Raw genomic sequence first — 14,683 nt, forward strand, 5'->3', positions numbered from 1 at the left:
TCTAAAAAACAAAATTAAATGTTAAACTTTCGTTAGTATTATATTTTTATAGCTTCAAAATTATGTCTATCCCACTTTATATTATTAATATGCAAGGCTGTGAAGATCGCTGGCATACAACTCAAACACGATTAAATAGTATAGGCATGGAAGCTAAACGTTTTAGCGCAACAGTAGGTAAACAGCTCAGCGAAACAGAGCTGCAAACTTGGTATTGCCCAAGTAAAAATAAAAAGTACTATCATCGAGACTTAACAAAAGGTGAGATTGGTTGCTATGTTAGCCATATGCGTATTTGGCAAAAAATGGTCGACGAAAATATTGCTGTTTGCGTGATACTCGAGGATGATTTATTTATCCAACCTCACTTAAAAAATGTCATAGAAGCGACTCTTGAATTACAACACTGGGATTTAATTAAACTCTCTGATAACCGTGATTTTCCATTTATTGATACAGCAACACTACAAGACGGCTTAACTTTGGGCAATTATAAAAAAGCGCCCAATGGCACACAGGGCTATATTATAAGCTTAGCTGGTGCTAAAAAGCTGTTAACTCGTAAGCCATTTTACAGACCTGTTGATGTAGATATGCAATTTCATGGTGAAGTTGGGCTACAGATGGTGGGCATCAAACCATACCCTTTAGCAGAAGACAGAAACTTTGAAAGTGAGATCGCAAATGCTAATACAGGCTCTCATTCTAATCGCAGTACATTGTTAAGAAATTTAAAACATAGGATCCGCCTCTATATACAGCGAAGAGATAAAACAGCAGATCTAGCAAATATAACGGCTGATGAAAGCCATTGAATATTAAAGGTTAAGTTAAACTAAAAATTAGCCCTGTTATATGTTAACCATAATCTGGATACCGCAATGGATTGCTTCTGCTTACTAAATCTTAATTATCTGCGATCTCAATGGTGCCATTTTCGCGAGTATTTTATTTTGTACTGAATGAGCAATATTTTGCTCATTCATTGCATTAATAAGTAAGTCGACTACATGATTAAAGTCCGCTTCGGTTATGTGCATGCCGGTGTGGATCTCCACCATACTATCGCGCGTGTACTCACAAGGGCCATCAGTTAGCACACACAAATGATTGATAAAACCCGCTCGAAAATGGCTAATATTGGCGTGCTCAAAGTAGTGAATTATCTGCTCATCATTGCCGATTTGATTAATAAAGCTGTCGACTAATCTTTCTAGCCCTGCTTTTCCATCGAGTTGCTGATACAAGGTTAAGTTAGCCATATTTGAACAAGCACTGAGTAGCATAGTAAAAATTATTATTGTTATAAATTTTAACATCACCAATATCCTGTTACCGATAAATACCAACCTGTTTGATCTGGCGCCCCCGCGATACTGCCTAAATCAAGGTATGCTGCGGTAACGCTCACATATTTATTAGGCATCCAAGCGACAAACAAATCTTGCCAATCTTGCTCACCTAGCCCTAAGTTATTTGATTTTTGTCGATATTCAACACCCACTGCAATTTCTCGACTTAAGAAAATCGCGGTACTACCTTCAAATAATAACTTTTCGCTGCCATTGGTTCCACCGTAGCCAAGTAAACCTAGCTGATTTGCTTCGCTATAGCGCGTGGTTATGTTCCAGAACCAGTTATAACCTGCGATAGCACCTAAATGTAATTTACTCGCCGCTAAGTAAATATCGGTACCAGAGGTATCCTCAGCGCCGACAAGTGTAGCAACGGTGCCATCATCAAGAGACTTATGCTGCGCACCGAGTGTTAGCTGTGGCCAATCACTATAGACAATATCGCCATAGAGCCTAACTTTAACACCTGTAACTGCTTGTTCTATTTCAGTATCAAGTGCTGGTACCGCAAAGTTTTGCTGTGCATAGCTAAGCTCAACACGATTAAATAAATTAATTTGCGCACCGCATACATCAAGGCTGTAATCAGTCACATCTGCACGACTGCAAAAGCCATTGACAGCAAATTCATCTTCGCTGGCATAACCGGCAAGCTGTGCCCAAGGTACAATGCCGCCGCCTCCGCTGCCCTCTATTTGCGATACCCCAGGCGTTGCTAACAACTTACCTTGCGACGCAAAAGAATCAAAAACAGCGAATGTGGTAACGCAGACCAATAATAATTTAAGCCTGTTCATTGTATTGCTCCAACCATTGCTCAAACACATCCGCTTTGAGCGGTCGACTTAAATAGTACCCTTGCACATGATCACACTGCATTTTTTGCAGCAGTTCCAGCGCAGCAAGTGTTTCAACCCCTTCGGCTACCACAGAAAACCCCAGCTGATGACCTAGGGTGATGGTTGATTCAACAATAAATTGATCTTTTTCCGATTCATCTAGCTTTAAAATAAAGCACTTGTCGAGTTTAAGTTCATCAATAGGGAGCATTTTTAAACGACCTAAAGATGTTTGACCAACCCCATAGTCATCTAACGAAATTTTTACGCCGATAGCTTTGAGGTTTTCCAGTGCTTGAATGCCTTTCTCTTCATTTTCAATCATATCGCGTTCGGTTAACTCAATAGTGATAAGCGCTGGAGCGACCGAAAACTGTTTTAAAGTGCGAATTAAATTTGCATGGAATCCCTGATAAGCAATATCTTGAGCGGAGACATTAATAGCAGCTTGCATGTAAATGCCTTGCTGTTGCCACAACCCAACCTGCCCGATTACCGTTTTAACAACCCAACCCGTTAACTCCACAATAAGGCCTGATTGCTCAGCTAAATCAATAAATAGTTCTGGTGATACCCAGCTACCATCTTTACGCTGCCAACGAATGAGTGATTCAACTTTATCTATTGTTTGAGTGGCAATATGCAATTTAGGTTGATAGGTCATAAATAGCTGGCCATCATCGTCATTAATAGCTTGCTTGAGCTCATCGATCATTATCAGTCTTTCAAGATGCTCTTCATCTTCTCCCTGCTGATAATAATGGATATTTTCTTGAGCATTTGCGGCACTATCAACGGCAATCAACACTCTGCGCATTAAATCATCAGCTTGCAGACCTTGAGAAGGATACTGCACCACACCAGCGCTGAATCGTAAATTGATTTTCAGCTTTTGAATCGTATAACTTGCTTGTAACTGCGCCATTAAGCCAATAATGCCACTTTTAAGATTACAGCCGGTACTACTTGGAAATGCAGTTAAAAATTCATCGCCACCAATGCGCGCATGTAAGCCTCCAAATTCATCAGAAAACTCAGCAATCCTTAAGGCTACGGCTTTTAAGCAGTCATCGCCAATTCGCGCACCAAGCTTATCGTTTATATGCCTAAGGCCACGAATATCAATTGCAACTAAGGTATACTCTTTGTTTTGTTGGAGGTTTTCATTCAATACTTCTAACATCGCTGAACGATTATAAAAGCCTGTTAAAGTATCATGTTTTGCTGCAAAGCTAATTTGTTGTTCGCGCTCTTGAATATCGTTACCCATATTTTTAAAAGCATCGATCAAGGTTGATATTTCTGTACTTTGCTTTTTACTCATTAGCTCAACACTGTAATTACCGCGAGCAAATTGTCGTGCTAAGCAGGCCAGTTGTGACAAGGGCATAGTCAAGTTTTTTGCTAATAAGCTGCTGGTGATAATGCCAATAAAAATGGTTATTGTCGCTAAAATGAGTAACGTATAAAACAGTCGTTCAAACTCACTGTAACTTTGCGTTAAATCAGCACTCAGTAATACATTCACAGGGTGGTTATTGAGTGACGGCAAGTATACGTCACGATTACTATATACTAGCTGTTCACCAAAAATACGTTGTGTAGTTTTGTTATGGAAATACTCAGTTGGAATAAAAGGCGTTGGCCGCGCTAATAATGAACTTTTTACTAAATCATCATTTTTAGCAATAAAGCTTACATCCATGCCGGTTAGGTTTTTTAATTCAGAGGCAACTTCGTCATCAATTTTAAATCCTACTAGGCTATAAGCGACAGTGCGTGGTGCCTTGATCGGTAGTAAAATAACCTGATATAGCTCATTATTTAGCACAACAAAGCTAGACTGCTCGGTATTATTAAGCAACTCATTCATCAAGACTTGTGAATTATCATCAAAATCTTGTTGTCGATTAGTTGATACTAACTTACCTGATAGGTCCAATAACAACATAAGATCAGCATTAATACGTTGGCTATGATTGTATAATACACTGCTTATTGTATTGGCGTCTCTGGTAGCAACCGCCTGCTTAAAGCCAAAGTCAGCGGTCAACACCTTCGCTGCGGTGAGCAATAAGCTTTCTTTTGAAGTCAAATATTGCTTATAGACATTTTCAGCCACATTAATATCTTGTGTTACTTTTTTTTCATTAAATTGACTAGTCGACCACCAAAAACTAAATAAGCTGACTATAGTCGTTAATAACACCAAGCCGACACATAAAATAGTAATGCGATTCTTTAAGCTGTTAGTCATTCCCACCCTTAAACTTACTACCAAAAGTATTGCGTGGTTTAGGCTCTGTTGTTTGCATTATTATTTGTAAACTACGAGGTGAATTTACAGTTAGTGCAAGAGGCTGTTTCTCTTCTAAGGCATTTTGCTGCAGTGAGTGCCAAAGACTAAGTTGCACAGGCAGTGTTAAGCCACTCAGCTGTACATTTCCCTGCTCATCACTTTGATAAACATGAGAACTTCTAGCGACATAAATATACCCTACCATTGAATCATGAATATTACAGCCAAGTACCACCACGCCTTGATTCTCAAACGTAATTGGGCTTTCTGGTTGTCCTGAATAAAGCTTCAACTGAAATGGTTTCGCTGGAGAAAAAGAGTACACATGATGACGAATATTATCGCTATTCGGAAAGTTGACCTGCTGCCCCTGTTGAGCAATTAACAATGTGGGTGAAAACTGCTTATCGACTTGATCCATAATAAGCACAGGTAACTGCTGTGATGATTTATCATCAGCTTCACTCACAAGTTCTATTACTACATTTTTAAGTGGTTGCCCATGTTGATCAACTACATTAAGCGTAACATCTTGTGCAAAGGCGGCATATGAAAACGCCACTGTTAAAAAAGTCACAATGCTCTGAGCTGCCAGTTTTTGCAGTTTCATTTAGTCATCCTCGGTAGTGTGAACACTAACCTGTGAGTATTTCTAATTAATCTTTGGTTAAGTTAATTAGAGACTGACTCCAAATGCAAGAATAAAAGCCCAGTTACACTAAATAATAGTAAAACTTGGGGCTTTTAAACAACAGCAAGCAATTTACTAGTAATTAAGCCTTAGAAACCAAGCCGTATTGCTGATCTAAAATCGTAATAACCTCTGCGCGAGGATCAGCAGGAATTGCGATATCATAACCCACTATTTTACTGGCAATACCAACATAGGTTTCTGACACAGCTAACATAACTGACTCTGGTAGGATGTAATCTTTAGCTAATTGCTCTCGCTCAGGCATACGGTCTTTATTCAGTAACACATCGCTATCTGGCACATTGCTAATTAATAACTGGCGAAACCCTTCTTTAGAGTTCTCAACAATTTTGCCATCCCTATAAGCAGCACCATCCCAAATACGTGATGAGTCAGGTGTGCCTACTTCATCGATGTAGATCAGTTTATCGGTGCCATCAATATCTTCTACATAGCCAAACTCAAACTTAGTATCAACGAAGATTTGATCCAGTTTAGCCAGTTCAGCACTTATTAAATTAAAGCCTTCAACAAGCAGCTTTTCGTATTGTGCAACATCATCTTCAGACTTAAAGTTAAACACAGTTAAGTTATTAGTGATATTGTCACGGGTGATATTTACATCATCTACTGCAGGAATATCTGCAACACCGGTAATGATACCTTTCGTTGATGGCGTAATTAAAACCTCATCTAACTTTTGATTAGCCGTTAAGCCTTCAGGTAACTCTAAGCCACAAAAGTTACGCACCCCTTTAGTGTAATCACGCCACATGCTGCCAGTAATATACTGACGAGCAATAGCTTCTACTTTTACGGTACTGGCTTTACGCACAATCCATACATACGGATGTGGAATATCAACAATATGATTCCCAGCAAGACCTGCTTGATCAAATAACTTAAACCAATGTGATGCAACAGTGTTTAACGCCATACCTTTACCTGGCACACCATTTAGGCCGTTTTCACCTTGCCAAATACAATCAAATGCAGAGATACGATCGGAGATTACCATAATAGCCAACTCAGTACCTTTGGGTACTTGATAACCTTTTTCGCTGATCAAACGTGCGCTGTCTTCGTCTGTTAACCAATAAACTGAGCGTACTTTGCCACTGTGAACAGGGCCCTTAGTGCGGATTGGTAAATCATCGTTTACGTCTAAAACTTTATAGCTAGTCATGCTATCTCCGGATGTATGGCATGCCTATTACAGGCACAGGTATGGAATTGGGGTTATAAGCCGCTAATAATAATCGAGACCGAAGGAAATCACAATTAAAGCACTGCGCCAAGCAGCAAAAATCGCAATTACTGTTTACTAGAAGTAGGGACCTTAAAATGTAAACTCAACAATAAGGCTGATGTAATTTTGCTGTTTAAGATAATAAACCGCTATAATACTCATGCCGTGTTAGGAGGTAAATTTGGATTATTTAGCAGCGACAAAGCAAAAAAAATATTTAATGTATATTTCGCAAAACTATTCTTATGCGATATTACGACCACTTCAACGTGAAATTTTAAACCTAGGTGGCCAAGTCCGTTGGTTTTTAGAAGGTAATAATGTAACTCCTGATTTTTTAGCGCCTGACGAACGAGCTCTCACATCGATAGCCGAAATAAAACAGTGGCAGCCTGACGCTGTTTTCGCTCCTGCTAATATTATTCCTACCTTTATTCCAGGGTTAAAAGTTGCTGTTTTTCATGGTTTTGATGCAGGAAAGCTAAACAGTAAAGGCCAAAATGATCACTTCAAAATACGTGGCTGTTTCGATTTATACTGCACTCAAGGGCCGAATACAACGGGCCCATTCCAGCAATTGGAGCAAAAGCACAGCTTTTTTAAAGTGATCGAAACCGGCTGGCCAACACTTGATCCTTTTTTTGCTCCTGAATTTGAAAGTCCATATATTGATGAAAATGACTCACGTAAAACACTATTAATTTGCTCTACATTTTCAAAACGCCTCTCTTTAGCTCCGAAACTTTACGAAAAAATTAAATATTTCAGTGAGCAAGGTAAATGGCGTATTTTAATGCAATTCCATCCTAAAATGCCCGAGCAACTAGTTACGAAATATAAAGCTCTTGAAAACAACAACCTTACTTTTATAGAAACCGATAATGTGCTGCCTCTATTGCAAGCGGCAGATGTAATGCTCTGCGATACGTCCTCAATTTTATTGATGTTTATTTTACAACGAAGACCTGTAGTCACTTTTTGCAATCAGGACCCTGGCAAACACTTAATTGATATTACAGATCCAGATAAACTCGAAACGGCGATTGATTACGCGCTGACGCACCCACAATCATTAATGACTGAAATTGAGGCTTTTTGCCAACAGCTGCATCCCTACCAAGACGGCTTATCGAGTCAACGTGTACTTGCTGCCACCAATGAATTAATATTGACCAATCCAAAACTTAAAGCCAAACCACTTAATTTCATTCGTAACTTAAAGATGCGTAAAAAATTAAATTATTGGCACTGGTAGAAATAGGCCGCAATGATTACCCTCACAGATCTGGTTTTTAAATGGCAAAAACAACAAAGTAACCCAACCCTCGCCATTGCAGCGCTTGAGATTGCAAAAGGTGAACATGTTTTTTTACATGGTCCCAGCGGCTGTGGTAAATCTACGTTACTATCACTGCTTGCAGGGATTAACCGGCCAACATCAGGTTGTTTGAGTATTTTTGGCTGTGAGCTAAGCAAACTGAGCAATAGTAAGCGTGATGCCTTTCGTGCTGATCATATTGGGTATATTTTTCAAAACTTTAACCTGTTGCCTTATTTATCACCGCTTGAAAACGTGACATTAGGCTGTCAATTTTCAAAACAGCGACAAAAAAAAGCCCTTGTAAATAGTATGACTCTCAATCAAGAAGCTGCACGGTTATTAAATGCACTTGGCTTAAGCGAGCAATTCCACCTGCAAAATGTCGCTAATTTAAGTATCGGGCAACAACAACGTGTCGCAGCCGCGCGAGCTTTTATTGGTAGCCCTGAGCTTATCATTGCCGATGAGCCAACCTCTGCACTTGATACCGGTAATCGCCAAGCATTTATTAAATTATTATTCGAACAAGCTAAAGCTGCTAACAGTACCCTCATTTTTGTCAGTCACGATGAGAGCTTACAACCCTTGTTTAACCGTAACATTGATTTAATCGCGTTACAGGAGCAGCTTTCATGATCTTAATAAAGCTTGCCATAAGTAGCCTTTATAACCGCCGAGCAAGTGCACTATTGACCCTATTCACTATTGCTATCAGCGTCATGCTGCTATTGAGTATTGAACGTGTGCGAGTTGATGCTAAAAGCAGTTTTAGTAATACCATTTCTGGCACTGATCTCATTGTCGGCGCCCGCACTGGCGATATACAGTTATTGCTCTCCTCGGTGTTCCGTATTGGCCACGCTAATAACGGCGTAAGTTGGCAAAGCTATCAATACATAAAACAGCAACGCGGCGTCAAATGGACCATCCCATTATCACTGGGCGATAGCCACAAAGGCCAAGCAGTTCTGGGCACTTCCGTTGACTACTTCCAACATTATAAGTTTGCTAAAAAACAATCCCTTAGTTTTAGCCAAGGCCAGCCTTTCCGCCATTTAAATGAGGTAGTGCTAGGCGCTCAAGTTGCAGAGAACTTAGGCTATTCACTTGGCGATAGTATTGTTATTTCCCATGGTATGGGTAATACCAGTTTTCATCATCATGATGATAACCCTTTTACTGTTGTCGGTATTTTAAATGCCACTGGCACCCCTGTTGATAAAACCTTACATATTCCTTTAGCTGCCATTGAACAAATCCACAATACTAACCACACCAGCCATGAACATGAACATGAACATGAACATGAACATGAACATGAACATGAACATGAACATGAACATGAACATGAACATGAACATGAACATGAACATGAACAGCATGATGACTTAATTGGCGAACCAAAACAGATCACCGCGTTTTTAATTGGTTTTGATTCTCCACTGTATACTCTGCAAGTACGTCGCAACATTAATCAGTTTAAAGATGAAGCATTACTCGCCATTATGCCCGGTGTTACGTTACGTGAATTATGGGAAATGCTCACTATTGTGGAAAAAATCTTACTGCTGTTTTCTATGGTGGTGGTACTGGTCAGTCTACTTGGCATGCTCACTACTTTATTAGCGAGCCTCAATCAGCGTCGTCGCGAATTAGCTATTTTACGCTCAGTCGGTGCAAGACCTTGGCACCTGTTCGCCTTGATCAGCATTGAATCATTACTCACAACATTTTGGGGTTGCCTAGTTGGTTGCGGGTTATTTTATTTACTCATGTCTCTCGCAGCAGGTTACTTGCAAAGCCATGCTGGGATCACAATCACTATTGCTATGCTATCGGGCTATGAACTCATGCTGATCGGCGCTATTATGGCGGCTGGTTTTATCGTTGGTTTGATACCAGCTACCCGTGCCTATTTTTACTCACTGTCTGATGGCATGAGCATTAAAATTTAAGAGGAACACCATGCAGTATTTGCAAAAACTCACTGTCGTTTACTTAGTTATTTTTAGTTTTTTTTCCAGCTTTAGCAGCTTTGCCAACCAACCTAAAGAGATTTTTTGGGAAGATTTAATTCCTCAAGGGCATGTGCAAATAGACACCCAAGATCAAGCCAGCCATGAAGGGACAGAACAAAATTGGGTGCAACCAGATTTAGATGCCCCCGTTGTAAAAGAGCTAAATGGCCAATCAGTCAGTTTACCGGGGTTTGTTGTACCACTTGAGGGTGACAGCGAAGTGATCACTGAGTTTTTACTGGTGCCATACTTTGGTGCTTGTATCCATGTGCCGCCACCGCCACCAAATCAAATTGTTCACGTGACAATTAAAGGCGGCGTACCAATTGAAAGCCTATACGATGCTATCGTAGTGACCGGTATTATTAGCACAGAAACCTGGAGTGGCGAGATAGCCCAAGTGGGTTATAAAATGACAGCCGTTGGCGTCGCACCGTTTGAACTGTAACTCAGATACCTCGAGCGTGTTGTTCACTGTGCTATAAATACCAGCTCACAAATGCAACACGCTTTAGATTATTTCTGACACTGACTACAAAATACCGTACTGCGTTGTCCTAAACGAATTTCAGTTAATATTTTTTTACACACCATACACGGCTCGCCCTTACGACCGTAGACTAAAAGTTGTTGAGCAAAGTAGCCTGGCTTACCATCACTTTGTGCAAAATCTTTAAGCGTTGTACCACCTTGGGTGATAGCTGCAGCGAGTGTATCTTTAATAATAGGCACTAATTGCTGATAACGCGCCAGTGATACTTTACCGGCTTCGCGCTTTGGGTGAATACCCGCTTTAAAAAGTGATTCATTGGCGTAAATATTACCCACCCCAACCACCACAGCGTTATCCATAATAAATTGTTTAACCGGCACCTTTTTATTCCGCGACTGCTCATATACCCGCTTAGCAGTAAACTCTTCAGTAAGTGGTTCTGGGCCCAACTTACTCAATAAGCTATGACACTCCCCAGGAGCTTGCCATAAACAACACCCAAAACGGCGTGGATCATTCAGTCTCAGTGCTTTTCCGTTGGAAAATATAAATTCGATATGATCATGCTTTTTTAATGCTTCGTCTTTATCAACAACCCGTAAATTACCCGACATACCCAAATGTAAAATGACACTCCCTAACTCAAACTTCAGCAGTAAATATTTAGCTCTGCGCTGCACATCTAATACAACTAAGTTAGTAATTTGATAAACATCATCTGGTACCGGCCAGCGCATATTCGGATTATGAATATTCACCTTAGTGACACTTTGCTGCAAAATATGTGGGGTGATCCCCATTCGGCTAACTTCAACCTCTGGTAATTCAGGCATTCGATTTGGGCTCTTTGTGTGAAAAATTAAAACTTGGAAATAACCGCTGCGCAGTCTGCTGATCAAGCAATAATACCCGTTGATTACTTTTATCTAATAAATAGTAACCCTGTGGTGCGCGGTATAATTGATACAGCCAAGGCAGTTGCTCGCCTGCAAGCCATACAGTGGCAACAGTTAGCGCCGGGGTATTATGAAATGCTTGCTGCTTCTCTGCGACCGATAGCTGCATGCTTTGCCACTCATTGACCAATGCAACAAGATTAACGGTTGTTGTTTGCCATAAACTTACTGGCGCATTTTTTACTAATGCTGTCGCGCGCCAAGACGTACCAATGCGCTCTATTTTTTGATCAGGAAACTCGAGCGCTAAAATAAAACTTTGCGCAGGTAACACCGTTTGTACGCTAGGTTGCTCTGCTCCACTGTTTAGCTTAGTGTGTAATCCATTAAAAAAGAAAATCATTAACAGCATGGAAAAAATAACAACATTGTTCCAGCCCTTGCGGCCTAACTGCATGTAAGTTCTTCCTAAAAGATTCAATTAGTTAAAGTGTAACTAAAAATATGTAAAAATGGCAGCCGAAATTTGTTATGCAATATTACTAAAATTCACCAGTGGTAATGTGCCAAAGTTAGATTACTTTGCTAATATACGGCAAAATTTAAGGAGTTCCGTCATGTCAATGTATGTAGTGGGTCATAAAATCCCAGATTCAGATTCTATTTGTGGTGCAATTGCACTGGCTTATTTGAAAAACCAAATTGAAGAGCCAGCAATTCCAACCCGTCTTGGTGAAGTTTCACCGGAGACACAATTTATTCTTGATAAGTTTGGCTTTGAAGCACCTGAGCTTAAATTGAGCTACGCCGGTGAAGACGTATACATCGTTGACCACACAGAAAAAACCCAAGCACCTGATGATATCGACCAAGCACGCGTAGTCGGTGTAGTTGATCACCATAAACTAGGGGACTTAACCAGCTCTACACCTCTTGAGTGTTGGATCCGCCCAGTGGGTTGCTCAAACACTATCATCAAAATGATGTATGATTTTTACAATGTTGAAATTCCAAAAGACATTGCTGGCATCATGATGTGCGCTATTTTAAGTGACACGGTTATTTTCAAATCTCCAACCTGTACCACTGCTGATATTAAATGTGTAGAAGCGCTTGCTGAAATTGCTGGTGTTGAAGACTTTAAAGAATTAGGTATGGATATGTTCCGCGTTAAATCTGCGGTTGAAGACACCCCTGCGCGTGATTTAGTAATGCGTGATTTTAAAGACTTCAATATGAACGGTAAACTTGTAGGCATCGGCCAATTAGAAGTTATCGACCTTGCAGTATTTGATGATATTAAAGCAGATCTTGAAGCTGATATTGCCAAGCTTAAAGAAGAAGGCGGACGCCACTCTGTGTTCTTATTACTTACCGACATTATGAAAGAAGGCTCACAAATGTTAATTGTCTCTGACGATGCACACATTGTAGAGCAAGCTTATGGTGAAACACCAAAAGACGGTAAAGTATGGCTAGACGGTGTACTGAGCCGTAAAAAGCAAGTAGTACCACCACTACAAGATGCGTTTGCAAAACTGTAAGTCTGCTTAGTGATCATTAGTCGAGTTCTTTATCACGGTATTGGACTCGACTAACACCATCAACGTGAAGAAGTCCCCATCCCACATCGCTTTTGATCCGATACGCGCTATTAGCTTGGTAATTTACCCAAGCCACCTCAAGATGCAGTTTGGGTATATACCAATTATGCTAGTTTATTAATCCATGTACTTAGATAAAAACTTTTTAAACACAGGATCTGTTTTCGCCAGCGCTTTTTGCTCTGCCAGTATTTCTTGAAGAATGTGTTCAGAAGTAAGTGGATTGGCAAGTACTACTCTAAAGACCACGGTAGGTTGATGATCGTACTGAGCGGGTGTCAATCGCGTACGCGATACAAATGAACGACCAGCTTCACGTTGACGTTTTTGCATGCTCGCAGTAAAACGGTTTAGTGAGGCAAAAATATCCAAACGGGTTTGTTCATCTGCTTGCGCTATTTTTTGTTTAATTTGCTTTGGCACATAGCGGTAGGTAAGCAAGCATAACTCTGGCTCTGAGATCAATTCAAAATCATCATCAGCCTTCACTAAATCAGCAAAGTAGCGTGCTTTTTCAATCCCTTTATCTATCAGTATTTCATAGCCTTTACGGCCAATAACACGTAAGCAAGCATGCACTAACATTGCCATACCCGGGCGGCTACCTTCAAGGGTGTGACTACCTAAATCTTTTGAGCCTTTACGTAATATATACTCAGCATGATGCTCAATGGCATCTGTAGCTGCGGGGTCTTTAAATAACACCAACCCTGCTCCCATCGGCACATACATTTGCTTATGTGCATCAATGGTGATTGAGTCTGCTCGCTCTATACCTTTGAGTAAAGGACGATAAGTATCAGAAAGTAACGTAGCTCCTCCCCACGCAGCATCGACATGAAAATGACAATTAAGCTCTTGGCTTAAATCTGCCATTTCATCAAGCGGGTCTATATTGCCGGTTTCAGTCGTTCCCGCCACACCAACAATCGCCATCACCTTAATACCTTGCGCTTCAAGCTCATGAGCTTTAGCACGCATAGCGTCAACATCAACTTTATTGTTATCGGCTGTTTTTATAGCAATAAAATTATCACGGCCAATTCCTAATAAATCGGCTGACTTTCCTAACGAGTAATGGCCCCGCTCTGAAATCAATACAGCTAAGCCTTTATAACCATAGTGCAGCATTGCACTGACCAAACCTTGTGAACCAATCCCTTTAAACTCACCGTCCGCTTTGAGCAAACGGTTACGGGCAATCCACAATGCGGTAATATTCGCAACGGTACCACCAGAACAAAAAGCACCTAATGAAGTTTTTGCACTGTGCATCCATTTACTATAAAAAGCATCATCTTGGCCATAGGCTAAATGATGCATCATGCCCAGCACTTGGCGTTCAAGTGGCGTAAATGCTTTGGAGGTTTCAATCTTAACTAAGTTTTGATTAAGGCCAACCATCAACTTGGAAAGTGGTAATACAAAATGCGGTAATGCTGACGTCATATGACCAATAAAGCTTGGCGCAGCAGTATGCACAGAATGAGCAACCAGTTGCTCCATAATGTCTTGCGCATAGGCTGAAACAAAGGTCGGATCTTCTGGGATCACTGCAGATTGAAAATCTTTTTCAATTTCATGCAATGGCTTTTCAATCGCCGCGATGTTCTCATTCAAAAAACCTGCTAAGTTGCTCGAGATCTCAAGTTCGATTTTACTCAAAGTTGAGTCTGGTGCTTCAGGCACTGTAAATATACGCATCAGAGTTTCTTTAGAGGCGACGGCACAACGCTTTTGATCCATCTTTATACCCAATAAATGTAGTTTTATTTAGCTAAAGCGCCTACGTAAGGGGCTTAATTACCAATAACGTCAACTACAATGATTCTACGAAATGCGTCAACTTTACTGCAATACAGCAGAAATGTCTCGCATTAAGCCATAAAAGCAGTCAATTGCATGACAGATTGAT

At 40.5% G+C, this 14,683-nt stretch carries 14 protein-coding genes; 6 read left to right on the forward strand and 8 right to left on the reverse strand.

Annotated features, from left to right (window positions below; translation table 11 throughout):
• Nucleotides 1-62: 62 nt before the first annotated feature.
• Nucleotides 63-815: a glycosyltransferase family 25 protein gene (locus tag A7968_RS18165; protein ID WP_064667988.1), complete on the forward strand. Its 753-nt coding sequence runs from the start codon at nt 63-65 to the stop codon at nt 813-815.
• Nucleotides 816-899: 84 nt separating this feature from the next.
• Here A7968_RS18165 and A7968_RS18170 read toward each other — a convergent pair whose 3' ends face one another.
• The 5 genes from A7968_RS18170 to A7968_RS18190 form a co-directional block, all read right to left on the reverse strand.
• Nucleotides 900-1,286: a group I truncated hemoglobin gene (locus A7968_RS18170; protein WP_371850152.1), complete on the reverse strand. Its 387-nt coding sequence runs from the start codon at nt 1,284-1,286 to the stop codon at nt 900-902.
• Nucleotides 1,287-1,318: 32 nt separating this feature from the next.
• Nucleotides 1,319-2,152 (reverse strand): DUF3034 family protein, encoded by an 834-nt coding sequence (locus tag A7968_RS18175; RefSeq protein WP_064667990.1) that lies wholly within the window; start codon nt 2,150-2,152, stop codon nt 1,319-1,321.
• Nucleotides 2,139-4,451 (reverse strand): bifunctional diguanylate cyclase/phosphodiesterase, encoded by a 2,313-nt coding sequence (locus A7968_RS18180; RefSeq protein WP_064667991.1) that lies wholly within the window; start codon nt 4,449-4,451, stop codon nt 2,139-2,141. Before A7968_RS18180 ends, A7968_RS18175 begins: the two co-directional genes overlap by 14 nt.
• A complete protein-coding gene (locus A7968_RS18185; RefSeq protein ID WP_064667992.1) occupies nt 4,444-5,103 on the reverse strand; it encodes a methylamine utilization protein in 660 nt (219 codons plus the stop codon). Before A7968_RS18185 ends, A7968_RS18180 begins: the two co-directional genes overlap by 8 nt.
• Before the next feature lie 163 nt (nt 5,104-5,266).
• Nucleotides 5,267-6,373, reverse strand: coding sequence for a phosphoribosylaminoimidazolesuccinocarboxamide synthase (locus A7968_RS18190; RefSeq protein WP_064667993.1), 1,107 nt, complete (start codon nt 6,371-6,373; stop codon nt 5,267-5,269).
• 244 nt (nt 6,374-6,617) lie between these two features.
• Between A7968_RS18190 and A7968_RS18195 the strand changes: the two genes are divergently transcribed.
• From A7968_RS18195 to A7968_RS18210, 4 genes are read left to right on the forward strand one after another with little or no spacing between them, the layout of a single operon-like run.
• Nucleotides 6,618-7,691 carry a CDP-glycerol glycerophosphotransferase family protein gene (locus A7968_RS18195; RefSeq protein ID WP_227008857.1) on the forward strand — a complete coding sequence of 358 codons (1,074 nt, stop codon included), beginning with the start codon at nt 6,618-6,620 and terminating at the stop codon, nt 7,689-7,691.
• A 12-nt stretch (nt 7,692-7,703) separates the two neighbouring features.
• Nucleotides 7,704-8,393, forward strand: a complete 690-nt coding sequence (locus A7968_RS18200) for an ABC transporter ATP-binding protein (protein ID WP_064667994.1) — start codon at nt 7,704-7,706, stop codon at nt 8,391-8,393.
• Entirely contained in the window at nt 8,390-9,712 is a 1,323-nt protein-coding gene (locus A7968_RS18205; RefSeq protein WP_064667995.1) for an ABC transporter permease, read from the forward strand. The genes A7968_RS18200 and A7968_RS18205 overlap by 4 nt, the downstream gene beginning before the upstream one ends.
• A gap of 10 nt (nt 9,713-9,722) precedes the next feature.
• On the forward strand, nt 9,723-10,223 hold the full coding sequence (locus A7968_RS18210; RefSeq protein ID WP_064667996.1) for a DUF3299 domain-containing protein: 501 nt from the start codon (nt 9,723-9,725) through the stop codon (nt 10,221-10,223).
• 68 nt (nt 10,224-10,291) lie between these two features.
• Here the strand turns inward: A7968_RS18210 and mutM are convergent, their stop codons facing one another.
• Together mutM and A7968_RS18220 are read right to left on the reverse strand one after the other, a co-directional pair.
• Nucleotides 10,292-11,101, reverse strand: coding sequence for a bifunctional DNA-formamidopyrimidine glycosylase/DNA-(apurinic or apyrimidinic site) lyase (mutM, locus tag A7968_RS18215; RefSeq protein ID WP_064667997.1), 810 nt, complete (start codon nt 11,099-11,101; stop codon nt 10,292-10,294).
• Complete coding sequence (locus tag A7968_RS18220; RefSeq protein ID WP_064667998.1) at nt 11,094-11,621, reverse strand: hypothetical protein; 528 nt, start codon at nt 11,619-11,621, stop codon at nt 11,094-11,096. The genes mutM and A7968_RS18220 overlap by 8 nt, the downstream gene beginning before the upstream one ends.
• A gap of 160 nt (nt 11,622-11,781) precedes the next feature.
• Here A7968_RS18220 and A7968_RS18225 point away from each other — a divergent pair, with 160 nt between their 5' ends.
• On the forward strand, nt 11,782-12,708 hold the full coding sequence (locus A7968_RS18225) for a manganese-dependent inorganic pyrophosphatase (protein ID WP_064667999.1): 927 nt from the start codon (nt 11,782-11,784) through the stop codon (nt 12,706-12,708).
• Between the two features lie 177 nt (nt 12,709-12,885).
• On the opposite strand, the gene panP is transcribed toward A7968_RS18225, so the two are convergent.
• Nucleotides 12,886-14,514 carry a pyridoxal-dependent aspartate 1-decarboxylase PanP gene (panP, locus tag A7968_RS18230; RefSeq protein WP_064668000.1) on the reverse strand — a complete coding sequence of 543 codons (1,629 nt, stop codon included), beginning with the start codon at nt 14,512-14,514 and terminating at the stop codon, nt 12,886-12,888.
• Between the last annotated feature and the right edge of the window lie 169 nt (nt 14,515-14,683).

This window comes from Pseudoalteromonas prydzensis (genome assembly GCF_001661495.1).
In the GTDB taxonomy this organism is placed as follows: Bacteria; Pseudomonadota; Gammaproteobacteria; order Enterobacterales; family Alteromonadaceae; genus Pseudoalteromonas; species Pseudoalteromonas prydzensis.

Bases quoted from the DNA above. Each gene is read 5' to 3' on its own strand.
- A7968_RS18165 (WP_064667988.1), top strand. From the start codon at position 63: ATGTCTATCCCACTTTATATTATTAATATGCAAGGCTGTGAAGATCGC.
- A7968_RS18170 (WP_371850152.1), bottom strand. From the start codon at position 1,286: ATGCTACTCAGTGCTTGTTCAAATATGGCTAACTTAACCTTGTATCAG.
- A7968_RS18175 (WP_064667990.1), bottom strand. From the start codon at position 2,152: ATGAACAGGCTTAAATTATTATTGGTCTGCGTTACCACATTCGCTGTT.
- A7968_RS18180 (WP_064667991.1), bottom strand. From the start codon at position 4,451: ATGACTAACAGCTTAAAGAATCGCATTACTATTTTATGTGTCGGCTTG.
- A7968_RS18185 (WP_064667992.1), bottom strand. From the start codon at position 5,103: ATGAAACTGCAAAAACTGGCAGCTCAGAGCATTGTGACTTTTTTAACA.
- A7968_RS18190 (WP_064667993.1), bottom strand. From the start codon at position 6,373: ATGACTAGCTATAAAGTTTTAGACGTAAACGATGATTTACCAATCCGC.
- A7968_RS18200 (WP_064667994.1), top strand. From the start codon at position 7,704: ATGATTACCCTCACAGATCTGGTTTTTAAATGGCAAAAACAACAAAGT.
- A7968_RS18205 (WP_064667995.1), top strand. From the start codon at position 8,390: ATGATCTTAATAAAGCTTGCCATAAGTAGCCTTTATAACCGCCGAGCA.
- A7968_RS18210 (WP_064667996.1), top strand. From the start codon at position 9,723: ATGCAGTATTTGCAAAAACTCACTGTCGTTTACTTAGTTATTTTTAGT.
- mutM (WP_064667997.1), bottom strand. From the start codon at position 11,101: ATGCCTGAATTACCAGAGGTTGAAGTTAGCCGAATGGGGATCACCCCA.
- A7968_RS18220 (WP_064667998.1), bottom strand. From the start codon at position 11,621: ATGCAGTTAGGCCGCAAGGGCTGGAACAATGTTGTTATTTTTTCCATG.
- A7968_RS18225 (WP_064667999.1), top strand. From the start codon at position 11,782: ATGTCAATGTATGTAGTGGGTCATAAAATCCCAGATTCAGATTCTATT.
- panP (WP_064668000.1), bottom strand. From the start codon at position 14,514: ATGGATCAAAAGCGTTGTGCCGTCGCCTCTAAAGAAACTCTGATGCGT.